Origin of the sequence: Streptomyces sp. NPDC088147 (genome assembly GCF_044741565.1) — a bacterium.
GTDB lineage: Bacteria > Actinomycetota > Actinomycetes > Streptomycetales > Streptomycetaceae > Streptomyces.
On the sequence record NZ_JBIUSY010000008.1, the window covers coordinates 217,277 to 244,183 of the forward strand.

A 26,907-nucleotide genomic window follows, 5' to 3' on the forward strand; every position below is an offset into this window, starting at 1 on the left:
ACGGGTCGGCGCGTACGCGAGCCGCAGGATGTAAGCGCTCGATTACAAACGGTAAGAGGGTCGTCCGGTTCCGTCAACGGCGCCTCGCGGCCACTGGATTCGGCCCGTCACGGCATTACCGTGTCCGGTGCACGGAGTACGGGAGGTGCGACATGGCCCACCAGGGGCCCGAGCGACGGCGCAACGCCGCGGAGACGAGACAGGCACTGCTCGACGCCGCCACCACGCTTTTCGCCGAACGTGGTTTCGACAGCACCACGGTGCGGGACATCGCCGGCCTGGCCGAGGCGAACCAGGCGCTGGTCTTCCGCTACTTCGGCTCGAAGGAGGCGCTCTTCGAGGAGGTCATGGCGGGGGTGGGGCGGGAGCGCCTGGCCACCACGCCCGCGGAACACCTGCTCTCCGCGGTGCTGCGCGATCTCCTGGCGCCCGCCGCCGACCGGGACCGGTCTCTGGAGGCGTTCCTGCGGTCGGGGGGCAGCGGCGGGGCGGTCTCCGCGGTGCGCGAGCAGCTGGGCGAGGAGTACGCGCGGGTGCTGCGCACGCTGACCTCCGGACCGGACGCGGCGCTGCGCGCGGATCTCGTACTGGCCTGGCTGCTGGGCATCGGTCTGATGCGGGTGGTGGCGCCCAAGGAGCCACTGTCGACGGCGGACGCCACGGAGGTGAGCACGCTGGTGCTGGGCGCGGTGAGCACACTGCTGGAACGCGTCGACCGCGCCCCGGCATCATCCCGGTCAGCGCCCGCAGCGCCTCCGATCCCCACGCAGGTCGCCGCTCCGGCGTCCGGGCGGCTGCCGCAGGAAACCTGAGCGGGGATCTCCGTGCGCGGCGTCGCGTGCGTCAGATGCGCCAGCCGCGGATCTGGTCCGCCGCCTGGTAGACGCTGGCCTTGCCGGACTGTATGGCCCGTACGAGTTCGACGAGGGCGCCGTACGGCGGATCGATCCCCTCACCGGACGCGTGCATGTACGCGGCGGTGACCTGGCAGGCGTACAGGCTGTTCCGGTACGGCAGTGGCTCCAGGCACACCAGGGTGTGCATGAGCGCCGCAGCGCGCCAGGCCACATCGGGTTCGCTGGTCGCCGGGCGCGGGATGCGGGTCTTGTGGCGGGCGACGGCGGCGACCAGCGCCGAGTAGTCGGCCACCGAGACATCTTCCGGGACGGCCTGTTCCTGTACGTCCAGGAGCCAGGCCACGTCGATGTACAGCACCGGCATCAGGCGGCTTCCGCCCGCCTGTCGTGCCGCGCCGGTGGGACCTCGTTGGCGAAGGCCTCGTCGAACTCGCCCCGGTGCTGTTCGCCCCAGCTCACGGCGTAGCGGACGAACTGGAGACGCTGCTGCTCGCGGAGGGGCAGATCATGGACGTACTGCTTGAGCGACTTGCCCTCGGCGGCGGCCGCCGCGCGGACCGCCTCCAGCTCGTCGTCGGTGAAGCTGATGTTGAGTGACGGCATACCCGTACGGTACCTAACTGGTACCGAACAGGGAAGCGGCGTATGCGCGGGGCTCCGGCGCGACGGCCGGGCCCGCCCGGCACGCTTTGCCGGATCGGCAACGTTACTTGCTCCTCTCGTGCCGCCGGTGGACCATACCGCTCGACGATCAGCGACCACCGGCCACGGGCCGGACGGCCGAGCGGAAGGCGCTTCCATGACCGACGAACAGCTCCAGGACGTACCGGCGGACCAGTTCTGGGAGGACTTCTACCGGGCCAAGGACGCCGTATGGAGCGGCAACGCGAACCCGGTCCTGGTCCGTGAGATCACCGGGCTCGCGCCCGGGACGGCCCTGGACCTCGGCTGCGGCGAAGGAGCCGACGCGATCTGGCTCGCGCTGGGCGGCTGGCGGGTCACCGCGGTCGACGTGTCCTCGACGGCCCTCGACCGCGCGGCCGGCCACGCGGCGGCGGCCGGGGTCGCCGACCGCGTCGACTGGCAGCGGCACGATCTGGGGGTCTCCCTCCCCACCGGCACCTTCGACCTCGTCTCGGCTCAGTTCCTGCACTCCCCGCTGGAGATCCCCCGTGACCGGATCCTGCGGTCGGCCGCCTCCGCCGTGGCTCCCGGCGGGACCCTGCTCGTGGTCGGACACGCCGGGCGGCCCTCCTGGGCGGACGACGACACGCACGACGCCCGCTTCCCCACGAACGAGGAGGCCCTCGACGCGCTCGCCCTCCCGGACGGGCAGTGGCGGGTCGAACGCCAGGAGACGCTGGAACGGTTCCTGACCGCCCCCGACGGCCGGCCCGGCACGGTGACCGACAACCTGCTGCGGGTCAGGCGGCTGACCGGCACCGGCGCGTGACGGAGCCGGACGAGGCGGGGTGCCGTCCGTGTCCGTCGGCGCCCGCCGCGCTCAGAACCAGCCGGGGACGACGAACACTCCCCAGGTCACGGCGGGCACCGCCACGGCCATCGCGAGGCCCCACACCATGAGACCGCGGAAGACCGTGTCCCGCCGCGCCTCGGGCGAGTTGGCGACCACCAGGGCGCCACTGGTCGAGAACGGCGAGGAGTCCACCACCGACGCCGAGATGGCCAGGGCGACGATCAGCCCGACCGCGCCGACCTCACCGCCCAGCAGGAAGGGGACCGCCAGCGGGATCAGCGCGCCCAGGATGCCCGTGGTGGAGGCGAAGGCGGAAACGACGGCGCCGATGAGACAGATGAGCAGGGCTCCCAGCAGCGGGGTACGGACCGAGGCGACGCCCTCGCCGAGATAGTCGATGGTGCCGATCCGCTCCATCAGCCCGACGAACGTGACGATGCCGCAGACGAGCAGGACCGTCGACCACGCGCACTTGTCCACCGCCCCCTTCGCCGACTCCGGTGACACGAGGGAGAGAACGACCGTCACGGTGAGGGCCATCAGCCCGACATTGAGGTCGAAGAAGAGGGATCCGACGACCAGGCTGAGCAGACCGAGGAGGGTGAGCACACGGGCGCGGTCGAGGGTGAGCGGCGGTTCCTCGACGGGTTCGCCGGCGACCGCGACGGCCGTCCCACCGCCCGCCGGGGCCGTCACCGTGGCCGTGGCCGACGCGAAGGACGCGGAGGACCCGGGAGATGAAGAGGACCCGGAGGGCGCGGAGGACCCGGGGGACGCGGAGGACAGAGCCGCGGTGACCGTCCGGCCACCACCGCCCTCGCCGGCCGCGCCACCCGGGCTGTCACCGGCCCGTGGCTCCCCGGCCGGAGCCCCCGGGCCCGCCGCCGCCTCCCGCCGCCCGAGCAGCGCGCGACCGCCGAACAGGAAGAACACGAAGAGGCTGAGGACGACGTTGAAGAGGAAGGAGCAGAGGAACAACAGCGCCGGATTCCCTGGCAGGTTGTTCCGTGACATGACTCCGTTGGTGATGCTGCCGAACACACTGATGGGTGAGAAGCCTCCGGCGCTGGCGCCGTTGATGATGAGCAGGCCCATCAGCAGCGGATTGATCCGGTAGCGCTTCGCGAATCCCAGGCCGATCGGAGCGACGAGCGCGACGGCCGCCGGGACCACCGCGCCGACGGCCGTCAGCACGGCGGTGACCAGGAACATGATCCACGGGATGAGCGCGATCCGGCCACGCACCACTCTCATGGACCCGTGGACGAGCCAGCTCACCGTTCCGTTGTTCTTCGCGATCGCGAAGAGGAAGGTCACACCGACCAGCACCACGAACAGATCCCCGGGGAATCCCGCGAAGATGTCGTCGGCGGATTCGTGCACGAACACCGTTCCCACCACAAACGCGACCACGATGGCCAGTGCGCCCATGTGCACCGAGAAAACGGTGGCGACCGTGAATATCAGTACGAGACCGATGATGGAGATGACGTGATCTGACACAAGGCTTCCTCGCCTTCAGTCCGACTCCAATATTTCCGCAATACGGAATCTAATTTCCGCAGTCGGAAGTATGGGAGTGGCGTCAGAAGGCGTCAAGAGTTGTGTCCTGACGCACCGTCACCTCCCGTCGGCGTACGCACGCCCCCCAGAGCGGCACCCACCGCCGCCGCGGCCTCCCGCACCAAGAGGCCGTAGGCGGCCTGGTCTTCGCTGGTCAGACGGCTGGTCGGGACATTGACACTGATGCTCGCGACCGGCTGCCCCGAGCCGCCGAGGACGGCCGCCGCGACCGCCGAGACATCCGTGCGCCATTCGCCGCCGTTCGTCGCGTATCCGCGCTCCCGGATCTCGGCCAGCTCGGCGAGCAGCCGCCCGGGATCGGTGATCGTGGTGGCGGTGAAGCCGGACAGCCCTTCGGCGAGCTGCCGGTCGATGATCTCGGCGGGGCTCGCCGCCAGTACGGCCTTGCCGTTGGCCGAGGCGTGCAGCGGCAGATTCTGGCCCAACGGCAGGATGATGCGCACCGGCTGGGCCGTCTCCAGCCGCTCGATGAGCACGACCTTGCCGCCCTCGGGCACCGCCAGATGGACCGTCTCGTCGGTACGGCGGCGCAGGTCCTCCATCACCGGCACGGCGACATCACGCAGCCCCAGTTCGCCGGTGGCATGCCGGCCGACGTGCAGCGCCTTGGTGGTGACCACCCACCGGGTGGGGGCGCCGCCCGCCGGGCGGATCCACCCCGCGGTGTGCAGCGTGACCAGCGCGCGCTGGACGGAACTCTTCGGAAGTTCCATGGCCCGCGCCAGGTCCGCGACCCCGACCGGCTGACGCGCGGCCACCTCCTCCAGCGCCCTGAGCGCGTTGAGGACGTTCTGCATCCATTGACTCCCTCCACAACCGAACCCTATGCTCCGCCGTGCCATCACACGATACGCCGTGCCGCCATACGGCACAACCCTTGAAGGGAGCCGTTCGCATGACCTCCCGTACCGGCCGCCACTTCCTCCAGATCCCGGGCCCGACGAACGTCCCCGACCAGGTGCTCCGCGCCATGTCGGCGCCCACGATCGACCACCGCGGCCCCGAGTTCGCCGCCCTGACCCTGCGTCTGCTCGATGCGATCAAGCCGGTGTTCGGCACCGCGGGTCCGGTGGTGATCTATCCCGCCTCCGGAACCGGCGCCTGGGAAGCCGCCCTGGTCAACACCCTGAGTCCGGGCGACCGGGTGCTCTGTTTCGAGACCGGCCACTTCGCCACGCTGTGGCGGGACATGGCCCTGAGCCTCGGCCTCGAGGTGGATTTCGTGCCCGGCGACTGGCGCCACGGCACCGACCCCGAGGTCGTGGCCCAGCGGCTGGCGGCCGACCTCACGCACAGGATCAAGGCGGTCTGTGTCGTCCACAACGAGACCTCGACCGGCGTGACCAGCCGGATCGCCGAGATCCGGCGGGCGATCGACGCCTCGGGGCATCCGGCGCTGCTGCTCGTCGACACGATCTCCTCCCTCGGCTCGATCGACTACCGCCACGACGAATGGGGCGTCGATGTCACCGTGGCGGGATCGCAGAAGGGGCTCATGCTGCCCCCGGGCCTCAGCTTCAACGCCGTCAGCCCCAAGGCGCTCGCCGCCTCGCGCACCGCGCGGCTGACCAAGTCCTTCTGGGACTGGCAGCCCGTCATCGAGGGCAACCGGCGCGGCTTCTTCCCGTACACCCCGGCGACGAACCTCCTCTACGCCCTGGAGGAGGCCCTTCGCATGCTCGACGACGAGGGGCTGGACGCGGTCTACGCCCGGCATGCCCGGCACGCCGCGGCGACCCGCGCCGCCGTCCGGGGCTGGGGACTCGAGGTGCTCTGCGCCGACGAACGCGAGCACTCGGGTTCACTGACGGCGGTGCTGATGCCCGCGGGCCACGACGCCGACACGGTGCGCGAGGTCATCCTCGACCGGTTCGACATGTCCCTCGGCGCGGGTCTCGGCAAGCTCAGCGGCCGGGTCTTCCGGATCGGGCACCTGGGTCACTTCAACGACCTCACCCTGGCCGGGACGCTCGCCGGGGTGCAGATGGGACTCGAACTCGTCGGCGTGCCCATCGACCGGCGCGGGCTGGGGGACGCCCTCGACGTGCTGCGTTCCCGGTGACGGTCCGAACCCTATGGAGCGAGTGAACATGACAACGATCAGCTCGGACGCCCCCGCGATCGGCGGTGCGGCGGCAGAGGATCTGGCACACCGTCTGCGGCGGGAGCTCGACGGTGATGTGGGGTTCGACGACTACACCCGGCATCTGTTCTCGCGGGACGCGAGCATGTACGCGATCACCCCGGTGGGTGTGGTCTTCCCGCGCCACGCCGACGATGTACGGGCGGCGGTGGCGGCGGCCGCGGAGTACGGCATCCCGCTGGTGCCGCGCGGAGCCGGCACCAGTCTGGCCGGCCAGACCGTGGGCCCGGGTCTCGTCCTGGACCTGTCGCGGTACATGAACCGCATCCTGGAGATCGACGACGGCCGCCGCACGGCGCTCGTCCAGACCGGGGTCGTCCAGGACCAGCTGAACAGAGCGGCGGCGCCGCTGGGGCTGATGTTCGGCCCCGACACCTCCACCAGCAACCGGGCCACGGTCGGGGGGATGATCGGCAATAACTCGGCGGGCAGCGGCTCGCTGCGCTACGGCATGACCATCGATCATGTCCGGGAGCTCGACGTCGTCCTCTCCGACGCGAGCCGGGCGCTGCTGGCGCCGGTCGACGAGGTGGAGCGCGCGCGCCGGGCCGCGCAACCGACGCTGGAGGGCAGCCTCTACAAGAGGCTGCCGCAGATCGTCCGCGCCAACTCCGAGGCCATCGCCGAGGGATTCCCGGAGTTCTGGCGCCGGGCGTGCGGGTACCGGCTGGACCGGATGGCGCGCCCGGACACCCCGTTCGACCTGGCGAAGTTCGTCGTCGGCTCGGAAGGCACGCTCGTCATCGCCACGGAGGCGCTGGTCGATCTCGTGCCCAAACCGCGCCACACCATGATCGCCGTCGGCCACTTCACCAGCACGGCCGCCGCCATCGAGGCCACCGAGGACGCCCTGGCCTGCGACCCGGCCGCGGTGGAGCTGATGGACCGTACGATCCTGGACCTGTCCCGGCAGAAGATCGAGTACGCCTCGTTGAGCACCATCCTCGAAGGTGACCCCGACGCGCTGCTCTTCGTCAGCTTCACCGGGGACGACACGCGCGAACTGCTCGCCGGCATGGAGCGGCTGACCACGCTCTGGGCCCGGCACGGCCACGGCTATCACACCCTCCAGGCCATCACCCCGGACCAGCAGACCTCTCTGCTGAAGGTCCGCAAATCCAGCCTCGGTCTGCTGATGGCGGCGGGCGAGGGCACTCGCCGGCCGCTGGCCTTCGTGGAGGACACGGCCGTCGATCCGGTCCATCTCCCCCAGTACACCAAGCGTTTCAAGGAGGTGCTGGACCGGCACGGGCTGGAGGCCGGCTTCTACGGCCACTGCTCGGTCGGCTGTCTGCACATCCGGCCGTTCGTGGACCTGACCGATCCGGGACAGGTCGACACCATGCGCGCGGTGGCGGTGGAGATCAAGGACCTGGTCACGGAGTACGGCGGCGTCAACTCCAGTGAGCACGGCGACGGTCTGGCCAGGAGCGAGTTCAACCGGGAGATCTTCGGCGAGCGGCTGTACGAGGCGATGCGCCAGGTCAAGCAGGTCTTCGACCCGGACAACCGGATGAATCCGGGCAAGATCGTGGACGCGCCCTCGATGACGGACAACCTCCGTGACCGGGCGCTGCCTCCCGCGGAGCCGCTGCGGACCCGCCTCTCCTTCGAGGTGGTGGGCGGGATGCGCGGCGCCGCGGACCGGTGCATGAACATCGGGCTGTGCCGCAAGAGCGGTTCCGGCGCCATGTGCCCCTCGTACATGGCCACCCGCAACGAGGAGGACTCCACCCGCGGCCGGGCCAACGCCCTCGTCAAAGCGCTCTCCGAACCCGATCCCCGCACGGCGCTCGGGGACGAGCGGCTGCACGAGATCCTCGATCTGTGCCTCATGTGCAAGGCGTGCAAGAGCGAGTGCCCGCTCGGTGTCGACATGGCCACCCTCAAGGCCGAGTCGCTGTCGCACCATCACGATCTGCACGGGGTGCCGCTGCGGTCGCGGATCTTCGGCTCGATCCGGCTGCTGAACCGGCTCGGTTCCGTGGCGGCGCCGCTGTCCAATCTGCCGGGACGGCTGCGTCCGCTGCGGCGGCTGCTCGACCGCTGGCTGGGCATCGCCTCGGAGCGCCCGTTGCCGGTGTTCGTACGGCGCAATCTGGTGAGCTGGTTCCGTAAGCACGCGCGCGGCGCCGGGGCGTCGGCCCGTCCGGCGGCCACGCAGGGAACACTCACGTTCCTCGCCGACTCCTTCACCACCTACACCGAGCCGGACATCGGCCGCTCCGCGATCGAGCTGCTGGAGCTGGCGGGCTGGCAGGTCCGGCTGGAGAGCCGGGGCTGCTGCGGCCGGTCCAGTCTCTCCAAGGGGCTGGTCGACGACGCCAAGGACAAGGCGTTCGCACTCGCCCACCTGCTCACCGAGACGACGGAGCCCGGCTCACCGATCGTGGGCTGCGAACCGTCCTGTCTGATGACGCTGCGCGACGAGCACAAGGCGCTGCTGCCGAACGACTCGGCCGTCAAGGACATCTCGGGGCGGGTGCGCCAAGTGGAGGAGCTGCTGGTCGAGGCGGTCGACGACGGCCGGCTCCGGCTGCGCGAGGACTCCTGGCTCGCCGGACGCCGACTGCTCTACCACGGGCACTGCCACCAGAAGGCGGAGGTCGGCACCGCCGCGACGATGAGTCTGCTCAACCGTATCCCGGGGGTACAGGTGTCCGAACTGGACGCCGGCTGCTGCGGGATGGCCGGGTCCTTCGGCTTCGAGTCCGAGCACTACGAGGTGTCCATGACCGTCGGTCAGGACCGGCTCTTCCCCGCTGTCGAGGCGGAGCCGCCGGAGACCGTGGTGGTGGCGACCGGGGTCTCCTGCCGTCAGCAGATCTTCCACGGCACGCGCCGCGACGCGTGGCACCCCGTCCAGCTGCTGCGGGAGGCGGTGGAACTCCCCGGTCCGTCCTCGTCCTCCGGGCGCTGAACCCGGAGGACGGTACGCACCGACGGCCTCCCCGGCGCGCACCGGGGAGGCCGCGGGACCGGGCGACCGGTGACGGGCGCGGTCAGCGCCTGATCTCCTTGATCCGCAGCATGCGCGTGATGACCTTGTCCAGCTCGTCGTCCTCGAAGACCTTCTTCCAGTCGTCCTTGACGATCGACTCACGGCCGTAGTCCATGGCGATCAGACAGGCGTCGGAGAACGGGTTGTCGCCCTTGAGGGTGTTGGCCAGCGCCACCTGGGTGTGGCCGAGGAGCATCGCGCGGGCGGCCTTCTCGGGCACACCGACGGTGTGGACGGTCTCGTGCAGCGCCTCGGTGAGCAGCGCGCCGACCATGCAGGCGATGGTCTCGACCAGGGTCGGTTCCAGGACGGCGAGCTGCTTGACCGTCACCCAGTGCACGTCCACGACCGGCGCGTACATGGTGCGGATCACGGACTCGGCCAGCTCCTGGACGGACGGGTCGGGGCCCTCGAAGGAAGCGACGACCTCCTGCGGCGCGGCGATGCCGCCGAAGGTGTCCGCGTACTCCTCCTTGGTGGTGCGTTCCAGGAAGACGGAGGGGTGGCAGGGGTGGGCGACGGCGTTGTGCACGTCGTCGCGGCGGGTCAGGAGACCCGCGTAGGCCGCGGCCGGGTCGAGCGTGAGCAGCACGGAGCCGGGCTTCATCTCCGGCACCAGCTGCTCGGAGACGACGCCCAGTACGACGTCCGGCACGGCCAGGATGACCACGTCCGCCCGCGCCGCCGCCTCGGCGGAGTCGGTCAGTTCGCGGCCGAGGCCGCGGATCAGCTCCTGGCCCCACGGTCGCGGTCATATGGGCGTAGTCGAGCAGTCCCTCGCCCAGCGGACAGCCCGGCGTTCATCGACGCCGATATCGCCTTCCATCTGGAGACGGCGAACATCGCGCGCAACTCGGTGCTCAGCGACATCCTGCACAGCATCCGCGCGCTGCTCCAGGTGTGGATGGAGCGGGTCAGCGATCTGGAGGGGACCGTCAGCGGCACGCTCTGCGAGCACGACGCCGTGCTGGACGCGATCCGCGCCCATGACCCGGACGCGGCGAACGAGGCGATGGCGGAGCACATGCGCATGGCCAACGCGCGCCTGAGGGAGTCCATCGGCGCGGACGAGCAGCCGGCCGGCTGACCGCCGCCAACCTGCCCTCGCTGAAAGCCGGTTACCCGGTCCCGCCGCGTTCCCGGAGCGTCCCGGCGGCTCACTCCCCGGGGCCGGCCCCGCCCTTCAGCCAGCACAGCGCCGCCGATGTCATCGCGGTGATCCCGGCGGGCAGCGCGGTACGGACGTCCGGCGCGAACTCCGGTGAGTGGTTGGGCGGCAGGGCCGCGAGCTTCTCCTCGGCCGAACCGGGTGTCCGCGCCCAGGTCCGCGGGCCCACCGTGCCGAACATCCAGTAGGCGAGCGGGATGCCCGGCATTCCGTGCACGGACACCCCCGCGTCCCCGTACAGCGGGAAGTCCTCGCTCGCCATGGCCGGCGGCCAGAGGGCCACCCGCTCGGGGCCGTAGAGCCGCAGATGGGCATCGCGTACGAGCTCCGTGGCCGCAGGATCGGGATGGGTCACCGGGGAGCGGGAGACGACCGTGATCTCCGGGTCGCGGGGGCAGCCGGACGCGGCGCACTCCGCCCGGACGATCCGTTCCACCGAGGCCGCCATCCGGTCGAGCGCGTGCTCCGACATGGCGCGGACGGTGATGCCGAGCGTCGCCCGGTCGGGGATGAGGTTGCCGCCGGATCCGGAGTGGAAGGAACCGACGTTCAGCACGGCGGGTTCGGTGGGGGCGCACTCGCGCGACACCACGCTCTGGAGCCGCAGGACCGCCGCCGCCGCGGTGACCACCGGATCCACCGCCAGCTGCGGGGTGCCCGCATGGCCGGCCCGGCCGTGGACGACGGCCTCGAAGCCGACGCTTCCGGCGAGCATCGGACCGTACCCATGGGCGACCATGCCGCCGGGCAGCGGGGCGGAGTGCTGGGCGAGGACCGCATCGGGCCGGCCGAAGCGTTCGTACAGCCCGTCCGCCAGCATGGCCCGCGCCCCCGCGAGGGTCTCCTCCGCGGGCTGGCCGACGATCACCACCGTCCCGCGCCACCGGTCCCTGGCGCGGGCCAGCAGCGACGCCGCGCCCGCCGCCGCGGCCAGATGCAGATCGTGGCCGCAGGCGTGCATGGCCGGGCCCTCGCTCGCGTACGGCAGCCCGGTCCGCTCCGCGACCGGCAGCGCGTCCAGTTCGGCGCGGATCAGCACGCGCGGTCCGTCCCCGTTGCGCAGGACACCGACGACGCCGTGACCGCCGACCTCTCCCGTCACCTCGTAGCCCGCTTCCGTCAGCCACTCCCCCAGCCGGGCGGCCGTGCGCCGTTCCTCGCCGGAGAGTTCGGGATGGCGGTGCAGGTCCAGATAGAAGGCGACCGCCGGACGGAGAATCCCCCGCACCCCGTCCAGGACGGGGGTCTTCTCGCCGGGGTACGCGACGGGTACGTGGTTCACCCGGCCCATCGTGCGGCACCGGCACGGCGGGTGACCTACAGACCGCTGACACGATCGGTCAGTGGAAGACCCGCCGATGTGGAAGTGGGGTGGGCTGGAATACCCGTGGCACGACAAGGGACCGCCGGGGCAAGCCCGGTGGCCCGGCCTCCCCTAGGAGTCACCATGGCTGACAAGAGCCCCCTCGCCTCCCTCGCCGACGAGATCATGGAGCTGGAGTCGGAGACCTTCGAGATCTCGGACTACTCGGACGCCAGCGAGGTCGTGCTCGCGGGCTCCACCAGCTGCAGCTCGACGTCGACCTGCTCCTCGACCACCAGCACCACCTCCTGCAGCGCCTGATCCTCCGCGCGCCGCACGACGGCGGGCGGTACCCGCGACCTTCCGCGCGGGTACCGCCCGCTCCGTCGTGTCCGGCCCGACGGCCGTGGTCAGGGGAACGGATGCGGCACGAGCCTGATCTCCGCTTCCGTCAGCTCCCGGTCGCGCAGCCCCGCCCGGAACGCGGCGCTCCGCAGTCGCGGCATACGCGGCGCGCGCTGACGTGACCAGCCGAAGTCGATCGGCAGCAGGCCGGGGACGATCGTGGCCACCGTCCGCAGCCCGATGCGACGCTGCTCCGGGGTGGTCTGGTCGACGACGATGACATCGTGTCCCGCCCGTACCAACGCGTCGCGGCAGTAGGCCACATCGTCCCGCAGGTCGCCCGTGCGCGGCCGCTCCCGCTCCTCCCAGTCGCGGTACACGTCCGCCATCGGCCGCACGGCGGAGGGCTCCAGATAGGTGCGGACATGCTCCGCCATCCTCGGCAGACCGTAGAGCTGCGCGTGGTCCTTGAGATGCAGCACCTTGCCGAAGTCCTCGGCCATGGCCTCCAGTTCGGTCCGGCGCTCGGCCACCTGCCGGGGCAGATGCGGGATGTACGTGAGCACCTCGGAGAGTGCACCTTCCAGGGCCGCCGCCGGGTCCAGGCTCGCGCCGGCGCCGAACGAGAAGGTGCCGGGGCCGCCGTCGCGCCGGACCGCCAGGCCCGTGACGACCGGTACGCCGAGGTCGATCCGGTTGTCGAAGGCGTGGACGTCATAGCCCTGGAGCGCGGCCCGGTCGATCATGGTGCGGACGGTACGGTCGTCGAGCGAGCCGAGATCGATCTCGGTGAGCGGGGTGGCGCCGTACCAGGCGACCAGGAACGCGTCCCGCTCGATGAGTTCGAGGAGCCCGCCCAGGATCGCCTCCTCCAGACAGCCGCCGATCGCACAGCCGTTGGAGCACTCGAAGACGAAGTTGTCGGAGGCGAGACCCGCGCTGTAGTGGACGAGCCGGGCCGGGACCAGGACCGGGCGCTCGTCCCGCAGGGAGTGGCCCCAGACCCAGGGGATGGGCCGGCCGGGGTCGAAGGGGCTGACCATCGGGTCGTCACGGTAGGTCTCGGGCGCGTAGAAGCCGCACGCGGCGGGGTCGAGGGCGTCCTCGCCGAGATCGCTGTAGGCAGCCGTGAGCAGGGTGGTGCCGGTGCGCCGGTGCGTACCGGCATACCGCTCCAGGCCCTCCAGGAAGGCCAGATCGCGGCTGGCGTCGAAGCCGTTGGCCTGGCCGCTCCAGGTGACATCGGTCAGCCCCGCGTACCCGCGCATGAAGACGCTGCCCGCGACCGGCGCGGTGGTGGGTGAGGTGACATTGATCCAGGTGCCCGCGCCGAGGACTCCGGAGACGGGGTTGGCGAGCGCCGCGGCCGGCATCGGGTACGCGGACGCCGGGCGCAGCCGGTAGGTGTCCGGGGCGGGCTTGGGCCGGCTCACCGGACCGAGGCCCCCGTCGGCCGGGCCATCCGTGCCTCGTGGTCCGCAGTGCGGGCAGAGCGGATCGGCGAGCAGCGGATAGGTCCGCACCCCGAGCGTGGCGAGGTCGAGGCGCGAGACCTGCGGAAGCGACCGGTCGGCCGCGCCGGGACCCGGCGGGAGCACGGCGCCCGGGAGGAACACCGCGCGGTGCAGCGCCTCCACCGCGTCCAGGGCGTACGGGGTGAGCCGCGGCCAGTGGCCGGCCGCACGGGTGCGCGAACCGGTCTCCAGGGCGTCGCGCTCCGTACGGGTGCGCAGCCGCTGCCAGCGCATCGCCAGACACTGGCCGCAGGCGGCGGTCGCGTCGTCACCGCCCCAGGGGCCCACCAGCACGGCCCCCGAGGTGAGATGGACGGTGGCCCCGGGGCGCAGGGCGGCGTGGGGGTCCTGGCCCCGGTGACCGAGTACGTCACCGGCGCCGAGGGGGACCACGGCCGGCCCGGCGGCCGGGGCCAGCCGCAGGGCCAGTTCCCGCCGCAGCAGTTCGCGCGCGGCCTCCAGCGGCACGCCCTCCGGCTGAGCGCCGTCCGCCACCGCGCCGGTTCCGCCGTGCGCGTCCGTCGTGGTCGTCGTCGTGGTCATGTGGAGTTGCTCCAGCGGAACGTCTTCAGGGCCAGCGCCCCGAAGATGACGGTGAAGACGACCAGGCCGCCGCATCCGAGGGCGATGTCCCCGAGGTCCCCCCGGCCCGAAAGGGACGCGGACACCGCGTCGTTGAGATAGCGCAGCGGCAGCACCCGTGAGACCGACTGGAGCCAGGACGGCATCATGTCCAGCGGCAGGAACGAGCCGGAGAGGAAGGCCATCGGCACCATCAGGCAGTTGGCGATGGCCGCGACCGCCTCGGGCGTGTCGGCGTACGAGCCGATGACCACGCCGATGGTCAGGAACGCCGTGATGCCGAGCACCAGCACGGGCAGCGCCAGCGGCCACCGGCCGTACAGCTCCAGTCCGAACAGGGGCAGCATCGCCACCGCGATGAACACCACCGCCTGGAAGATCCCCACGCCGAGAGCGAGCACGTAGCGGGAGCCGAGGACCGAGGACAGCCGGGTGGGGGTCATCCGGATCAGCCGCAGCAGATCGTCGCGGCGCCACTGCATCAGGGTGAAGGCGACGCCGAAGACGGCGGCGTTGGCGACACCCCAGGACATGACGCCCGGCGCGATGTAGGAGATGTAGGGACGGCCCGTCTCCTCCACCTCCTGGCCACGGAAGATCAGTCCGAAGACGACCAGGAAGAGCAGCGGGAAGGCGAAGGTGAAGAAGAGGGTGGCCTTGTCCCGGACCTGCGCCCGGTAGCCGGCCCCCGTCAGTGCTGTGTACGCGCTCATCCCTGCTGCTCCGTGTCGTTGGTGTCCGTGGTGCCCGTGATGACGGTGGGGTCGGGGGTGCCGGTGAGTTCGAGGTAGACGTCCTCGAGCGTGGCGGTGCGGGTCTGGACGCCGTCCAGTCCGCCGAGCGCGTCGACCGCCTGGAGGACCTTCCCGGACTCGGCCGTCTCCAGTACGAGGGAGCCGCCCTGCTCGGTGACTCGGTCGACCCCCGGAATGGCCGCCGCGTCCTCCTGGCTCATCCGCTCCGACGGGATCAGCAGACGGGTCGGCGCGCCGGCGGCGGTGACCAGATGGTGCGGGGAGTCCAGTGCCACGACCGAACCGGCCACGAGGATGGCGACCCGGTCGCAGAGTGCCTCGGCCTCGTCCAGATGGTGGGTGGTGTAGACGATGGTGCGGCCCTCGCTCTTCAGCGCGCGCAGCACCTTCCACAGGTCGCGGCGGGCCTGCGGGTCCAGGGCGGCGGTCGGCTCGTCCAGGAAGATCAGCTCGGGGCCGTGGACCAGGGCCGAGGCGATGGCCAGGCGCTGGCGCTGGCCGCCGGAGAGGTTCTCGACCATGACATCGCGCTGATCCGACAGCCCGACGGTGCCGAGCGTGCTGTCCGCGTCGGCGCGGCTCGCCCCGTACAGGGCGGCGACGGTACACAGATGCTCGCGCGCGGTCTGGCGTACGAAGAAGGCGGAGGACTGGGTCTGGAGGCCCAGCCGTGGCAGCAGCGCCACATTCCGCGGCCAGGGGGACTGGCCGAGAACCGAGACGGTCCCGGAATCCGCCTGCCGCAGGCCCTCCATGATCTCGACGAGGGTGGTCTTCCCGGCGCCGTTGGGGCCGAGGAGTCCGAAGAACTCCCCGCGGCCGACCTGGAGCGACACCCCGTCGACGGCCTGCCGGTCCCCGTATCGTTTGCGTACCTCCTCGACGACGATCGCCGCTCCGGTGGCCGTCTCGTGCGGCACGGACTCCTTGGTCCTGGCCTCGCTCATGTGCTTCTGCGCCCCTCGGGGGTTGTGGGTCAGTGAACTAGTAGGAAGTAGAGGCCTGTTGCCAGAGCCGCCACCAGGAAAAGGACGAGCAGGGCCGACCCCACCCCGTAGGAGAGGTAGACGACGCGGGCCCGGCGCGGGTACGCGGCGGCGGCCGGCCGGTCGCTGAGGCACAGCCGCAGATAGCGCCCGCTCTCGGGTGCGAGACCGGAGACGCGCAGCGTGTGGCTGAGCATCGTGTAGCCGTCGAGCGGAGGCAGGGGAAGCAGGTTGACGAGTGCCTGGAGACTGCCGAGCAGCAGCAGTCCGGACAGCACCCTGCGGGTCGGGTCCCCCTCGGGGAGCGCGGCCCACCAGGCCAGGAACGGCAGCAGGAAGAGCAGATTGACGTAGGCGCCCGCACCCGCGACCGCGAGCTGATGCCAACGGGTGTGCAGATAGCGGTAGTTGTCGACGGTGCAGTACATCACGGCCATGGGCAGCCGCCAGCGCAACCCGATCTCGCTGACCGTTCCCCCGTAGTGCCGGGCGCTCACCCCATGGGCCAGTTCGTGCAGCGCCGTGCTCAGCCAGAGCAGGGTGAAGACCGCGATCAGCGCGACGGGTTGGTGGCACAGCCACCAGGTGTCACGGGCCAGTTCGGGCAGGTGCGTCGCGAGCAGGACCTCCATCGCCACCAGGATCCCGGTCAGCGGCAGCAGGACCGCGGTCCGCAGGGCGGGGCGCAGCAGCCGGTGCAGGCGCGCGGTGGTGGCGTCGGCGTCGGCGACCAGCCGCAGGGTGCCCCGCAGCGGGGTGCCGCTGAACGGGGCGCCGGGCGGGGTGGCGGGTGCCGGCCGGGGCGGTGCGCCGGCCAGCAGGCTTCTGGTGCCCAGCAGATGCAGCAGTCGCTGCCAGTGCGCGGCGGCGAGGCGTCTGCCGAAGGTGTCGGCGTATTCCTCGCCGATCTCCGCCAGGCTGCGGGTGCCGTCGAGCCGGGAGATCAGGAAGTACTCCTTCGCCCCGACCTCGAAGGCCGCGCCGCCCTCCGGCTCCTTGATCAGATGCACGGTGGCGGGTCCGTGCAGCAGGGCGGGGCTCAGCAGGGTGCCGGGGCGCAGTGCCGGGCGGTGCGAGAGGAGTTCCCCCGGGGTGGCGGTCATGGGATCGCCGCCGGGGCGGACGGGGCGACGGTGTTCTCGCGCAGGACCCGGCCGAGTACATGGGAGAGATACGCCTCGTCGCGGATCGTCACATGCAGCCGGTTGTTGGTCATGTGCATGTACGGGGAGAGCAGCAGCGGCAGCGCCACGGCGGGATCGGTGACGCGCTCGTCGCGCGTACCGTCCCAGGAGCGGAACACCAGTTCGCCGCCCACGGTCAATTCCTCGGCGCGGGTGCGCAGTTCGAGGCAGTGCTCGGCCCAGCCGCGCAGGAAGGCGGGCAGTGTGCCGAGTTCACCGGTGCGGACGGCCCGCCGGATCCCCTCGAAGCGGCGGCCGAGGCCGGGAGCCATCGCGGCGTAGTTCTTGTCGTACTCCTTCGACCCGATGAAACCGGTGCCGGGGAAGGCGTTGTGCCAGAACTCGTAGTAGCGGTCCAGGTAGGCCCCCAGCTCCTCCCGGTCGGGCAGGAAGCAGCCGGCCATGACCATCATCAGCTGGGCGGACGTGCCGAGGAGCACGGTGCGCAGATGCAGGTTCATGGTGCGGAAGGCGTCCATGACGAGATCGCTGGAGTGCGCGAAGTGCCACTCGGCCAGCTCGATCCCGGCGGGGCCGCCGTACTTGCCGTACTCGGGCTCGTACGGTTCACAGGAGAAGGAGTTGTTGGGCCGCAGGTTCATCCGGCCGTCCTCGCTCATGAACGCGCCGCGGTCGCCCTCCGGGAACTCGATCTCGAAGAGGGTGTTGTAGAACTCGTTGAGGAACCCGGAGTCCACTTCGTAGAGGGCGGGGCGGGCGCGCAGGAAGCCGCTGATGGCCTCCTCGGCGCGGCGCCGTACCTCGGCGGTGGCGGTCGCGTCGACGGGCTTGAGCCGGAGGCGGACGTGCGGCCCCTCCAGCCAGTAGTTGATGAAGAAGTGGCCGGCCAGCAGGCCGTCGGCGGTCAGGCCGGCCACCAGTGGACGGACACAGTTGACCAGCAGGGGCTGCGGGTTGGCCGCGTAGAAGATGTGGATGGCCTGCCAGTCGGCCGCGCCGGGGGCGGGGTCAGGGGCGAGGGCGCCGGCGGGTGCGGGCGTGGGGGCCGGTATGGGGCTCGGCGCGGGGGTCAGCTCTGGCATGTCGGTGCGCCCTCTCTGCGTCGGGTCGAGGTGAAGGTCTCCACGGCCAGCTCGGCCACATGGCTGCCGCGCGCGGAGCGGACATGCAGTCCGTCGCGCCCGGGGAGCATCTCCCGCAGGACGACCCGGTCGTCCGGGTGCGCCGGCAGTGCTTCGAGGGCGGTGAGGGAGAGGACGCTGTCGAAGTCCACGTACTGCGGCTTGGCCCCCGCACCGCCTCGGGGACCGCTGGACACGGTGGCGAACACCTGGTCGGGCAGGGCGTGTTCGCGCCGCCAGCGCTGCCAGCCGAGGAACCACTCCTCGTCGCCCGTGCCGGGCCGGCGGACGGGCAGCGCGCCGGCCGTCGTGGTCCAGCTGCGGCGGCTCAGGACGACCTCGCCGTGCAGCACCCGGGGGCGCCTGGTCACACCGCCGCGCGCCTCACCCGCCGGGACGCCGCCCCAGACGTCCAGGGGCGCCATCGAGGTCGGCGACATCAGCAGGAGCGTACGGGGGATCTCGGGCAGCGCGAGCGGCACCAGATAGCCGAGATAGACGGGCACGACCTCGCGGCCGAGCCGGGTGGAGCGCAGCACCAGCCGGTCCGTCTCCGCGTCGTGCTCGACATGGAGATCGTCGAGGTGGATGCGCCGGTCCTCGGGGACGGTACTGGACTCTCCGGGGCAGACGATCTCGTAGTCGGTGAGCGGGCTGTGCAGATTGAGATTGCTGGTGACCGCGCCGCCGGTGATCTCGGCCAGCACCGCTCCGTCGGGGGTGACGGCGGCGGCGGTGTCGCGCAGCCCGCGCGAGAAGGCCCCGGACCGCTCCTCCGGCCGCTCCTCCGCGCCGGCCATGACATCGGTGCCGTCCGCGTCCTCCGTGCCGTCCGTGTCGTAGACATGGGTGAAACGGCTGAAGGGGAAGGAGAGTCCGCCATAGGAGCGGTTGAGCACGACGAGCGGGGCGCCGTCCCTCTCGGTGAGCTGGAGATGGTGGGACTGCGGCGCGAAGTCGGCCGCGACCGGGGCGAGTTCGTCCGCGACGAGCCCGAGGTCCCGTTCGTCGAGGCGGATCTCGGCCGCGTCCGCGTGGTCCCGCCAGAGCTGCCGCATCCGGTCGATGAACGTGCGCCGCGCCGCGTCGATCGCGCGGATGCCCGGAAGCCCGAGCCAGTTCTCCTCCGGTACGTACGCACCCCGGTCGTCGAACGGCCGCCGTTTGCCCGCGAACGACAGGTACTGGTCGAAGAAGTCCTCGTGGAAGTCATGGACGAGGCCCAGGAGGTCGTCGCACCGGCCGCCACGGCCGTAGCGCGCGACGAAGAACCCCTTGAAGGTGACTCGCTGAGGGAGCGTCAGATCGAAGGCGGGGAGGATCCGTTCGACGGAGCGCAGCGCCCCGCCGGCCGTCCCGGTCCAGGCGCCGAGCCCGCAGGTCACCTCACGGCCGGCGCTGACGTCCTCGTAGAGGAGGGTCTGCGGCAGTGTGGCCTCCGCCGCGCCCAACTCGGCCTGGCCCGCACGCAGTCCGGCGCGTAGCTCGCGCAGCAGTTCCGCCCGCTCGGCTCGGCCGGCGGAGGGAAAACGGTCGATGGCGCGGACGGGGCCGTCGAAGGCGTCGGCCAGCCGGTCGGCCCAGGCGCGCCCGAGGGTGCGCAGCGCGCTCTGGAAGGAGCGCAGCGGATCGGGGCTGTGGACGTCGGTGTCCAGGCACGGCACCCGCACCAGCCCGAGCTGGAGCAGCGCGGCCACATACGTCTCGCACTGCGCGGGCTCGGCGTCGTGCTCGGTGCGGAGCCACTCCACCAGCTCGCCGTAGCGCAGCTCGCCCCGCCCCTCGAACACACCGAGCAGCCGGTCCAGCGTGCCACTGCGGCGGAGGTAGAACAGCCGGTCCTTCACCGCGTCGAAGGTCACCGCGGCCGAGTCGTCGCCGGTGCTGATCCACTGACGTACGTACCGGATCCGGTCGTCGTCCCGCTCCCAGCCGGAGGCCGGACGTACGGGCAGATCGCCCCGCCGGGCGGGGTCGGCGAGGATCAGTTCGGCGAACCGGCCCAGCACGACGACATTGAGCCGCACATGGCTCGACCACACGTCGTCGACCCGGATGGCGGCGTCCGCGGTGTCGTGGAAGACGCCGGTGGCGACCCCGGTGAAGGTGCTGAACGGGCTGGTCTTGCAGGCGGTCCGGTACAGATACGACAGCACCGACCGCTCGATCTTCCGCATCCGCTTGTCGGGGGACACGCCCGCCGCGGCTCCCGCCTCGGCCTTGCCGATATAGGCGTCGAGCTGCCCCTCCAGGGTCGGGGAGGCCAGCAGGAGGCCGCAGCGCAGCCGGTCCTCGGCGAGGAGCCCGCGCAGCGCGGCCCGGGTCCTGTCGAGGTCGGCGGCGAGCAGCGGCGCGCCCTCGGCGAGCAGCTTCTCCAGATGCCGCCGGTCCCGCAGCCACTCGGCGGTCGCCTCCGCCGCGCGGGGGGCGAGTCCGGCGACCAGCCGGACGGCGGCTTCGGGATCCGCGGGCAGCCGGTTGTTGAAGATCTGGCGGCGCAGGCCCAGCAGTTCACGGCGCTGGGCCGCGCCGGTCCCGTCCGGCGCGACATCGGTGGTGCTCACCACGTCGTGCAGCAGATCGCTCAGCCCGGCCGCATGGGCCCGGAGCCGGTCCTCGGCCGCGAGGACGTCGTCCGCCCACCGGCGGCTGTCGTCGCAGCGCAGCGCCTGGACGGACTCGACGGGCAGCCCCGCGACGCGCAGCATGAAGCGGCGGCCCGGTTCCCAGCCCCCGTCCGTCGTGTCCGGATCGGGTGCGGTGTGCCTGTCCGGTGCGGTGTGCATGCCGGGTGTGGTGTGCGTGCCGGGTGCGGTGTGCGTGTCCGGTGTCATCGGTCGTTCCCCCATCCCGGTCAGCCGATCTCGTAGCGGAAGTCGGCGGGCCGTGGCCGCTCATTGCCGAGCAGCATGATCAACAGGGGCTTCTCGCCGGTGCGTTCGAGACCCAGCTCCTCGATGTACGAGATGTTGTCGAAGCCGAGGGCGACGCCCGCACCGAGCCCGAGGGCGGAGGCCACGGTGTAGAAAGTCTGCGCGACGGCCCCGATCGTGCCGTTCACCAGCCGGTAGCCACGGTCCCCCACCGCGTCCAGGACGGCGGCGGTGCGGATGGTGGGAACGATCACCACACCGGCCTGCTCCAGGTTGTAGTTGGAGAGGAAGTAGTTGCGCTGGAGGAACGGTCCCGGCGGGCCCGCCACCACCGGGCGCAGGGCGTGTTCGACGGGATCGTAGGCGTACGCACCGGGCGCCACTCCCTCGACGTGGTTGATGAACGCGTACAGCGTGACCAGGCCCGGCGCGGCGGCGCCCGGCTCGCCGGGCTGTGCGGTGTCGCCGCCGAGCGAAGCCGTGACGCACGCGTCGAGGGTGGCCGCCAGCTGCGCGGCGGTGACCGGGCGCGACGCGTCGAAGCGCCCGAAGCTGCTGCGCCGCTCCCGCAGGGCGTCGCGCACACTCACCGTCGGCAGCGCGGGCTCCGGCAGCACGACGGGTGTGCCCGTTCCGCTGGGCGGGACGGCGGCCGCCGGGCCGAGCGCGCCCGGCTCCGGGCGGTCGGTCGCGGCTTCCGCCGTCGCCGCGTGGATCCGCTGGAGGGTCTCGAAGCGCAGGACCGTACGGGAGCGTTCGACGTCGGTGTGCCGGACGGCGGGGACGTCGGGGAGAGCGGCGGCGGAGAGCCCGGCGGTGGGCTCGGCGCCTTCCCAGGCCAGCGGGACGACGGCGAAGATGCCTTCTTCCTCATGGGGCACACCCAGCACGTGGCTCAGCCTCTCCTCGTCGAACCACAGCGCGGGTTCGACACTCAGCCCCTGCGCGCGGGCCCAGATGCGCCAGGTCCCGACGATCGCCCCGAGATCCATGCTCACCGCGTGGAAGGAGAAGCTGTTGTACTTGAACGCGTTCTGCCAGTACTTGATGCCCAGGACCAGGAACTGGTCGTGGTCCGCGCCCGGCGCCCCCTCGCCCAGCGCCGCCCGCACCTCACCGGTCACATCGCCCGCGAGCAGCCGCTGCATGGCGTGGTGCGGGGCCGAGTAGTAGTGAACGCCCGGGTTCCGCGGTCCGCTGGGGCCCGAGACCCAGTAGACGCTGACCGGGTAGAGACCGCCGCCGGAGGCCGTGCCACGGGACCAGTTGGCCTGGGTGTAGTGCGGCAGCGCGGCGAGGTCGGTATTGGTCTGGACACCGAGCCGGCGTCCGGTCAGACCGTAGGAGTCGCGCAGCATCCCGGAGAGCGAGCCCAGGGTGAACGGACGCTGGGCGTCGCCCGCTCCGGCGGGCAGACAGCCGGCCGCCACGGTCGCCCCCTCGGGAAAGTCCGTGTCCGGCAGCGGGAAGGACTCGACGCCGGGGTAGAACTTCGCCTTCCTCGGCCGATCCGCCCAGTCGGGGACGAAATCGGCGGGCTCCATCGGGATCCGGCCGCGCTGCATGATCGCGGCCGCATAGTCATGGGCGTAGCCCACGGGACCCTCCTCTCTGCTGGACGGTGCTGTACTGAACGGATCGGTCCTGGACGGTGCTGTGCTGAACGGTGCTGTGCTGGACAGTGCTGTGCTGAACGGGTCGGTGCTCGACGGTTCGGTGCCCGACGGGCTCGGGCGCCGGACGGCGGATCACGGGAAGGGGTGCGGGGCCGGGTTGATGTCGTCCGGTCCCAGATCGTGGTCGCGCAGTCCCGCCGTACGCAGGGCGGTGCGCAGCCGGGGCATGGTGCGGGCGCGCTGCCGGGACCAGCCGAAGTCGATCGGCAGCAGCCCCGGAACGAGCACGCTGACGGTGTGCAGCCCGAGCGTGCGCTGTTCGGGCATGGTCTGGTCGACCACCACCACGTCGAAGCCGGCTCCGGTCACCGCGTCGACACAGCGCCGCAGATCCTCGCGGAGATCCTCGGCGGCCATGGCACCGGAGGGGTCCGGCCAGCGCAACTCCTTCACGGCACACGGGGGTTCGGGGGCGATGCCGTGCCGGTGCGGACTGTCCGGGTCCAGCAGGAAGCCGGCGTGCTCGCCCATCTCCGGCACGCCGTACACCAGGGGATGGTCGTGCAGCGCCGTCACCCGGTCGAAGTCCGCGGCCATGGCGCGCAGCCGGGGCCCGTCGCGCTCGGTGCGGTCCCGCAGGTTCACGGCGTCGGTCGCGATCTCGCAGAGCGCCGAGTCGAGCGCGGACTCGGGGTCGAGCCCGGCGCCCGCGCCGAAGCACATCCGGCCGGGTCCGCCGTCGAAACGCTCGGCCACGGCGGTGACCACCGGGACCGGGAAGGTGATCCGGGTGTCGAAGAACCGTGCCCGGTAGCCGTACATGGCCAGCCGGTCGACCATGTGCCGGGTGGAGGCGCGGGTGCTGGTGGCCGGGTCGATCTCGGGCAGCGGCTGCTGCCCGTACCAGGCGAGGAGGAAGGCGTCGCGCTCGATGACCTCCATCAGCCCGAAGTAGATCGCCTCTTCCAGACAGCCGCCGGAGGCACAGCCGTTGGAGCTCTCCTGTACGAACCGGTTCTCCAGGCCGGGTGCGTGATAGTACGTCAGCACCTCGGGGACCAGTCGCGGCTGCTCGTCCCGCAGGGAGTAGCCCCATACCCAGGGGATCTCCCGGTCGGGCGCGAACGGGCGTACCCGCGGGTTGGCCCGGTAGAAGTCCGGTGCGTACAGGCCGACGTCACGGGGGTCGACGGCCTCGGCGCCGAACCGGTCGAGCGTTCCGGTGACACTGGTGATCCGCGAGCGCGCCCGCATCCCGGCGTAGCGCTCCATGCCTTCGAGCACACCGATCCGGTTGCTGTGGCCGAAGGAGTCGGCGTGGCCGCCCCAGAACGTCTCGCGCAGATACTCGCCGGAGCGCATCGAGAAGCAGCCGATGGTCGCGGAGGTGGAGGTGGAGGAGACGTCATGGACCACGGACGGCCCGAGCGCGCCGCACACCGGGTTGGCGAACGCGGCGACGTCGATGTCGTACGCCTCGATGGGCCGCAGCCGGAAGGAGCCGGGACGGTGTTTGGGGGCGGCACGGAGCGTGATCCGGGCGTCCTCGGCGGTATCGGTACGGGGCGTGGCGCAGCGCGGGCATTCGGGGTCGGGCACGAGCGGGTAGTGCCGGACGGTCAGGGTCCGCAGATCCACCAGCCGGATCTCGGGGAACGGGCCCCCGGGGGCGGGCGGCAGTTCGCGCAGTGCGGTGACGAGCGCGGCCACGGCGTCCGTCGCGAACGGTGTGGCGTAGGGCCACTCCCCCGCCGCCCGGGTCTCCCCGCCCAGTTCGAGGGCGTCGCGCAGCGCCACGGACCGTACGGCCTGCCAGCGGCGGGCCAGGCAGTGGGAGCAGGCCGGGGCCGGCGCGCCGTCGGCACCGGGCACGGGCCCGACGACGGCGTGCGCGCCGTACAGCCGGACCGGCACCGGCGTGTCGGTGTGCTGTCCGGCGGCGTCCCGCCCGGTCGTCCCCCGGCCGGCCGGCTCCCGGCCCGTGGTGTGTCCGGGGGCGAACGCGTCGTGCGTGCCGAGCGCGCCGACGCTCACCTCGGGCCCGCCGAGCCGCTCCAGGGCCTGACGCAGCAGGTCCTCCGCCGGGCGGACATCGAGTGTGCTAGGCGCCACGGGATGCCTCCGCGGTGAGGAGCACGCGGGCGGTTCTGATGCCCGCGCCGGCCAGGTCCGCGGAGCCGGTGTCCACCATCAGGGCGTCGCGTCCCGCCGCCCGGAGCCGGTCGAGCACCTCGGACCAGTCGGTCACCGCCCGGGACGCGACGGCCCCGGTCGCCTCGGTGCCGGTGGCGTGGAGGGTCGTCGCGTCGAGGTCGCGGAGCAGCGGGTCGCCGAGGTCGAACGGCGCGGCCGTCTCCTCCCGGCCCAGCTGCACCTGTCCGAGCAGATCGCGCAGCGCGGCGACCGCGGCGCGCCGCGCGTGGAGGTCGCTGCCGACGGCCCAGTGTCCGGCTCCCCGTGCGAGCAGCACATGCGCCCCTGAGCGGTCGCTCTCGCCCAGGTCGAGCAGGTCCAGCTCGATGTCGAGGACGGCCGCGGAGCGGATGAGGAAGGTGAGTTCGGCGTCGTCCCCCTCCCCTTCCGCGAGCGGCTTCAGCGGCACCCTGCCGGCCGTACCGCCCCGCAGGGTGCGGCACAGCGCGTCATGGGCGAGGGCGGAGAGCAGCCCGTCGGCGGCGGCGTCCGCCGCCGTGGCGCCCGCTCCGGTCCCGGCGCGCGTCGGCTCGAACAGCCGGTCGGCGTTGTGGGGGCCGAAGGTGCGTACGGCCGCGGCCGGTACGAGTATCCGCTCCTTGGTGAGCAGCGAGACGGCCGGGGTCCAGGCGGTCACCCGCTCACCGCCGGCGGCCCCGCCCGTACCCGCGCCCGTGCCCGCCCCGCCGGAGAGCGTCAGCGCGGCGGGCTCCAGCGCGCGCACGCTCGCGCCGAGCGTCTCGGCCTGACTGTCCGTCAGAATGCCTGCGGTGGGCACGACATGCTCCGCGTACACCCCGGCCGCCGCGTTCAGCGCGCGCAGCCGTGCCCCCGCGACATGGTGCACGTCGAAGGCGGCGATACGGCGCGAGGAGCCGTGGCCGGTGCCGAACTCGACGAGGGTCGCCTTGAGCGGTATCTGCGTGAGCGGCTCGTCCGCGAACCGGCCGAAGACTCCGGCGCGCGGCCGGACCAGCACCGAGCGGCGGTTCAGCTCCTCCACCAGCGCGTCGGCCTCGCGGGCCGTGTCGACCGTCGGCATCGGAGGAGTGCCGCTCCCGGCCGTCGTGAGGTCCACCGGGAGATCCGGCTCACCATTCAGGGGCAGCTCCACGGAGCCTGCCGGGGCATCGCCCTCCGCCGTCCCGGCGCAGAACGGGCAGCGCGGGTGCGGCAGCAGGGGTTCGGCCGTGACATCGAGGGACTTCATGTCCTGGATGACCAGCTGGCCCGCGGTCTCGGCCGGCAGTGCGCCGGTGGTGATACGGAAGATCTCGTAGCCGAGCAGATTGCCGATCATCGCCGCCAGGGGACGGCTCGGGAGGTCACCGGACGGTACGGAACCGGGCAGCGCCAGACCTCTCCAGATGTCCGCCGCCGCCGCTGCCCCGTCGTGGGAACCGATCCGCAGCACCGCGCAGGACCAGCAGCCGGCCGTGTCGGGCGTCATCAGCGGTCCCACCACGGCGAACTGGCCGTAGGACCAGGCCGGCAGGAGTGTACGGCCCTCGGGCACGCCGGCCCGGAGCAGCGGGAACAGCCGCCGCGGGGCCGCGGGGCCGCCGGTGACCACCACGACGTCGTACGACGCGAGATCCGCCCAGCCCAGGGGCTGCCGGGGGTCGTCCGCCGTGATCCGCCGCAGGTCCACGGGGCAGCCGTCGGACGCCGCCTCCCGCGCCTCGGACTCGATGGCCGCGATGCTGTCGGCTCCGAGTCCCTCCTGCACGCCGATGGTCGCGCAGCCGTTGCGCACCAGGCTGAGGACGCACCACCGGGCCACGAGGTCGTCGCCGAGCACGGCCACCCGTGCCGTACGGAAGCGGTCGAAGCGGCGCTCCGCGTCATCGGAGTAGTGGTCGACGTAGGCGATCTGCGGGGCGAAGCGCCGGGCCACGTCGGGCGGTGTGCCGTGCGGCTCGTTCGCGGTCGCCGGGACCGGCCGGGCGAAGTCCCGTTCGTACAGGCTGTTCACCAGCTCGCCGACCATGGAGCGCTGCTGGTCGCCGAGGCCCTGGCAGATCTCGGAGACGGAGTGCTCGCCGGTGAGATGCGGCACGATCAGGGTGGCGAACCGGTAGGCGGACTTGGCCGTCAGCTGGAAGCCGCCGTCGGCGTTGTGGAAGAGCACCCCCTCCGGTGTTTCGGTGAAGAGCACGTCGCGGCGGATGCGCGGGCGGGTCGAGGCAACGGTCGCGTAGATCGCTGAGCCCATGAGAATGACACCCCTGGATGCTTGGTCAA

General features: G+C 71.9%; 19 protein-coding genes and 2 pseudogenes. 6 read left to right on the forward strand and 15 right to left on the reverse strand.

Features of this window, described 5'->3' with window-relative positions; genetic code table 11:
• Positions 1-152: 152 nt before the first annotated feature.
• The gene (locus ACIOGX_RS27195) at positions 153-812 is read left to right on the forward strand and encodes a TetR family transcriptional regulator (RefSeq protein ID WP_356513442.1); all 660 of its coding nucleotides are present in this window, start codon (positions 153-155) and stop codon (positions 810-812) included.
• Between the two features lie 31 nt (positions 813-843).
• Here the strand turns inward: ACIOGX_RS27195 and ACIOGX_RS27200 are convergent, their stop codons facing one another.
• Positions 844-1,221 (reverse strand): toxin Doc, encoded by a 378-nt coding sequence (locus ACIOGX_RS27200; protein WP_129766448.1) that lies wholly within the window; start codon positions 1,219-1,221, stop codon positions 844-846.
• Positions 1,221-1,460 (reverse strand): hypothetical protein, encoded by a 240-nt coding sequence (locus tag ACIOGX_RS27205; protein ID WP_249953645.1) that lies wholly within the window; start codon positions 1,458-1,460, stop codon positions 1,221-1,223. The genes ACIOGX_RS27200 and ACIOGX_RS27205 overlap by 1 nt, the downstream gene beginning before the upstream one ends.
• A 196-nt stretch (positions 1,461-1,656) precedes the next feature.
• On the opposite strand from ACIOGX_RS27205, the gene ACIOGX_RS27210 reads away from it, so the two are divergent.
• Positions 1,657-2,310, forward strand: a complete 654-nt coding sequence (locus ACIOGX_RS27210) for a class I SAM-dependent methyltransferase (protein ID WP_401917056.1) — start codon at positions 1,657-1,659, stop codon at positions 2,308-2,310.
• A gap of 51 nt (positions 2,311-2,361) precedes the next feature.
• Here ACIOGX_RS27210 and ACIOGX_RS27215 read toward each other — a convergent pair whose 3' ends face one another.
• Both ACIOGX_RS27215 and ACIOGX_RS27220 read right to left on the reverse strand, forming a co-directional pair.
• On the reverse strand, positions 2,362-3,837 hold the full coding sequence (locus ACIOGX_RS27215) for an SLC13 family permease (protein ID WP_401917059.1): 1,476 nt from the start codon (positions 3,835-3,837) through the stop codon (positions 2,362-2,364).
• Positions 3,838-3,929: 92 nt separating this feature from the next.
• Entirely contained in the window at positions 3,930-4,715 is a 786-nt protein-coding gene (locus ACIOGX_RS27220) for an IclR family transcriptional regulator (protein WP_401917061.1), read from the reverse strand.
• Between the two features lie 98 nt (positions 4,716-4,813).
• Here ACIOGX_RS27220 and ACIOGX_RS27225 point away from each other — a divergent pair, with 98 nt between their 5' ends.
• Together ACIOGX_RS27225 and ACIOGX_RS27230 are read left to right on the forward strand one after the other, a co-directional pair.
• A complete protein-coding gene (locus tag ACIOGX_RS27225) occupies positions 4,814-5,980 on the forward strand; it encodes an aminotransferase class V-fold PLP-dependent enzyme (RefSeq protein WP_356513433.1) in 1,167 nt (388 codons plus the stop codon).
• Between the two features lie 28 nt (positions 5,981-6,008).
• The gene (locus ACIOGX_RS27230) at positions 6,009-8,981 is read left to right on the forward strand and encodes an FAD-linked oxidase C-terminal domain-containing protein (RefSeq protein WP_356513431.1); all 2,973 of its coding nucleotides are present in this window, start codon (positions 6,009-6,011) and stop codon (positions 8,979-8,981) included.
• A gap of 82 nt (positions 8,982-9,063) precedes the next feature.
• Here ACIOGX_RS27230 and ACIOGX_RS27235 read toward each other — a convergent pair.
• A pseudogene (locus tag ACIOGX_RS27235) lies at positions 9,064-9,807 on the reverse strand (phosphogluconate dehydrogenase C-terminal domain-containing protein); the annotation flags it as partial.
• Here ACIOGX_RS27235 and ACIOGX_RS27240 point away from each other — a divergent pair.
• A pseudogene (locus ACIOGX_RS27240) lies at positions 9,727-10,149 on the forward strand (FadR/GntR family transcriptional regulator); the annotation flags it as partial. The pseudogenes ACIOGX_RS27235 and ACIOGX_RS27240 sit on opposite strands and share 81 nt — an antisense overlap.
• A 70-nt stretch (positions 10,150-10,219) precedes the next feature.
• On the opposite strand, the gene ACIOGX_RS27245 reads toward ACIOGX_RS27240, so the two are convergent.
• Positions 10,220-11,521 (reverse strand): amidohydrolase, encoded by a 1,302-nt coding sequence (locus ACIOGX_RS27245; protein WP_401917065.1) that lies wholly within the window; start codon positions 11,519-11,521, stop codon positions 10,220-10,222.
• Between the two features lie 156 nt (positions 11,522-11,677).
• On the opposite strand from ACIOGX_RS27245, the gene ACIOGX_RS27250 reads away from it, so the two are divergent.
• Positions 11,678-11,854: a thiazolylpeptide-type bacteriocin gene (locus ACIOGX_RS27250; RefSeq protein ID WP_129766434.1), complete on the forward strand. Its 177-nt coding sequence runs from the start codon at positions 11,678-11,680 to the stop codon at positions 11,852-11,854.
• Positions 11,855-11,943: 89 nt separating this feature from the next.
• Here the strand turns inward: ACIOGX_RS27250 and ACIOGX_RS27255 are convergent, their stop codons facing one another.
• From ACIOGX_RS27255 to ACIOGX_RS27295, 9 genes are all read right to left on the reverse strand, one after another.
• The gene (locus ACIOGX_RS27255) at positions 11,944-13,935 is read right to left on the reverse strand and encodes a TOMM precursor leader peptide-binding protein (RefSeq protein ID WP_401917068.1); all 1,992 of its coding nucleotides are present in this window, start codon (positions 13,933-13,935) and stop codon (positions 11,944-11,946) included.
• Positions 13,932-14,687, reverse strand: a complete 756-nt coding sequence (locus ACIOGX_RS27260; RefSeq protein WP_356513426.1) for an ABC transporter permease — start codon at positions 14,685-14,687, stop codon at positions 13,932-13,934. The genes ACIOGX_RS27255 and ACIOGX_RS27260 overlap by 4 nt, the downstream gene beginning before the upstream one ends.
• Positions 14,684-15,676 (reverse strand): ATP-binding cassette domain-containing protein, encoded by a 993-nt coding sequence (locus ACIOGX_RS27265; protein ID WP_401917071.1) that lies wholly within the window; start codon positions 15,674-15,676, stop codon positions 14,684-14,686. Before ACIOGX_RS27265 ends, ACIOGX_RS27260 begins: the two co-directional genes overlap by 4 nt.
• A 29-nt stretch (positions 15,677-15,705) precedes the next feature.
• The gene (locus ACIOGX_RS27270) at positions 15,706-16,818 is read right to left on the reverse strand and encodes a peptidase M50 (RefSeq protein ID WP_401917074.1); all 1,113 of its coding nucleotides are present in this window, start codon (positions 16,816-16,818) and stop codon (positions 15,706-15,708) included.
• Positions 16,815-17,942, reverse strand: coding sequence for a lantibiotic dehydratase C-terminal domain-containing protein (locus tag ACIOGX_RS27275; RefSeq protein ID WP_401917077.1), 1,128 nt, complete (start codon positions 17,940-17,942; stop codon positions 16,815-16,817). The genes ACIOGX_RS27270 and ACIOGX_RS27275 overlap by 4 nt, the downstream gene beginning before the upstream one ends.
• On the reverse strand, positions 17,930-20,815 hold the full coding sequence (locus tag ACIOGX_RS27280; RefSeq protein WP_401917079.1) for a lantibiotic dehydratase: 2,886 nt from the start codon (positions 20,813-20,815) through the stop codon (positions 17,930-17,932). Before ACIOGX_RS27280 ends, ACIOGX_RS27275 begins: the two co-directional genes overlap by 13 nt.
• 20 nt (positions 20,816-20,835) lie before the next feature.
• Positions 20,836-22,452 carry a nitroreductase family protein gene (locus ACIOGX_RS27285; RefSeq protein WP_401917082.1) on the reverse strand — a complete coding sequence of 539 codons (1,617 nt, stop codon included), beginning with the start codon at positions 22,450-22,452 and terminating at the stop codon, positions 20,836-20,838.
• Positions 22,453-22,602: 150 nt separating this feature from the next.
• A complete protein-coding gene (locus tag ACIOGX_RS27290) occupies positions 22,603-24,582 on the reverse strand; it encodes a TOMM precursor leader peptide-binding protein (RefSeq protein ID WP_401917085.1) in 1,980 nt (659 codons plus the stop codon).
• Positions 24,572-26,878, reverse strand: a complete 2,307-nt coding sequence (locus ACIOGX_RS27295) for a TOMM precursor leader peptide-binding protein (protein WP_401917088.1) — start codon at positions 26,876-26,878, stop codon at positions 24,572-24,574. The genes ACIOGX_RS27290 and ACIOGX_RS27295 overlap by 11 nt, the downstream gene beginning before the upstream one ends.
• Between the last annotated feature and the right edge of the window lie 29 nt (positions 26,879-26,907).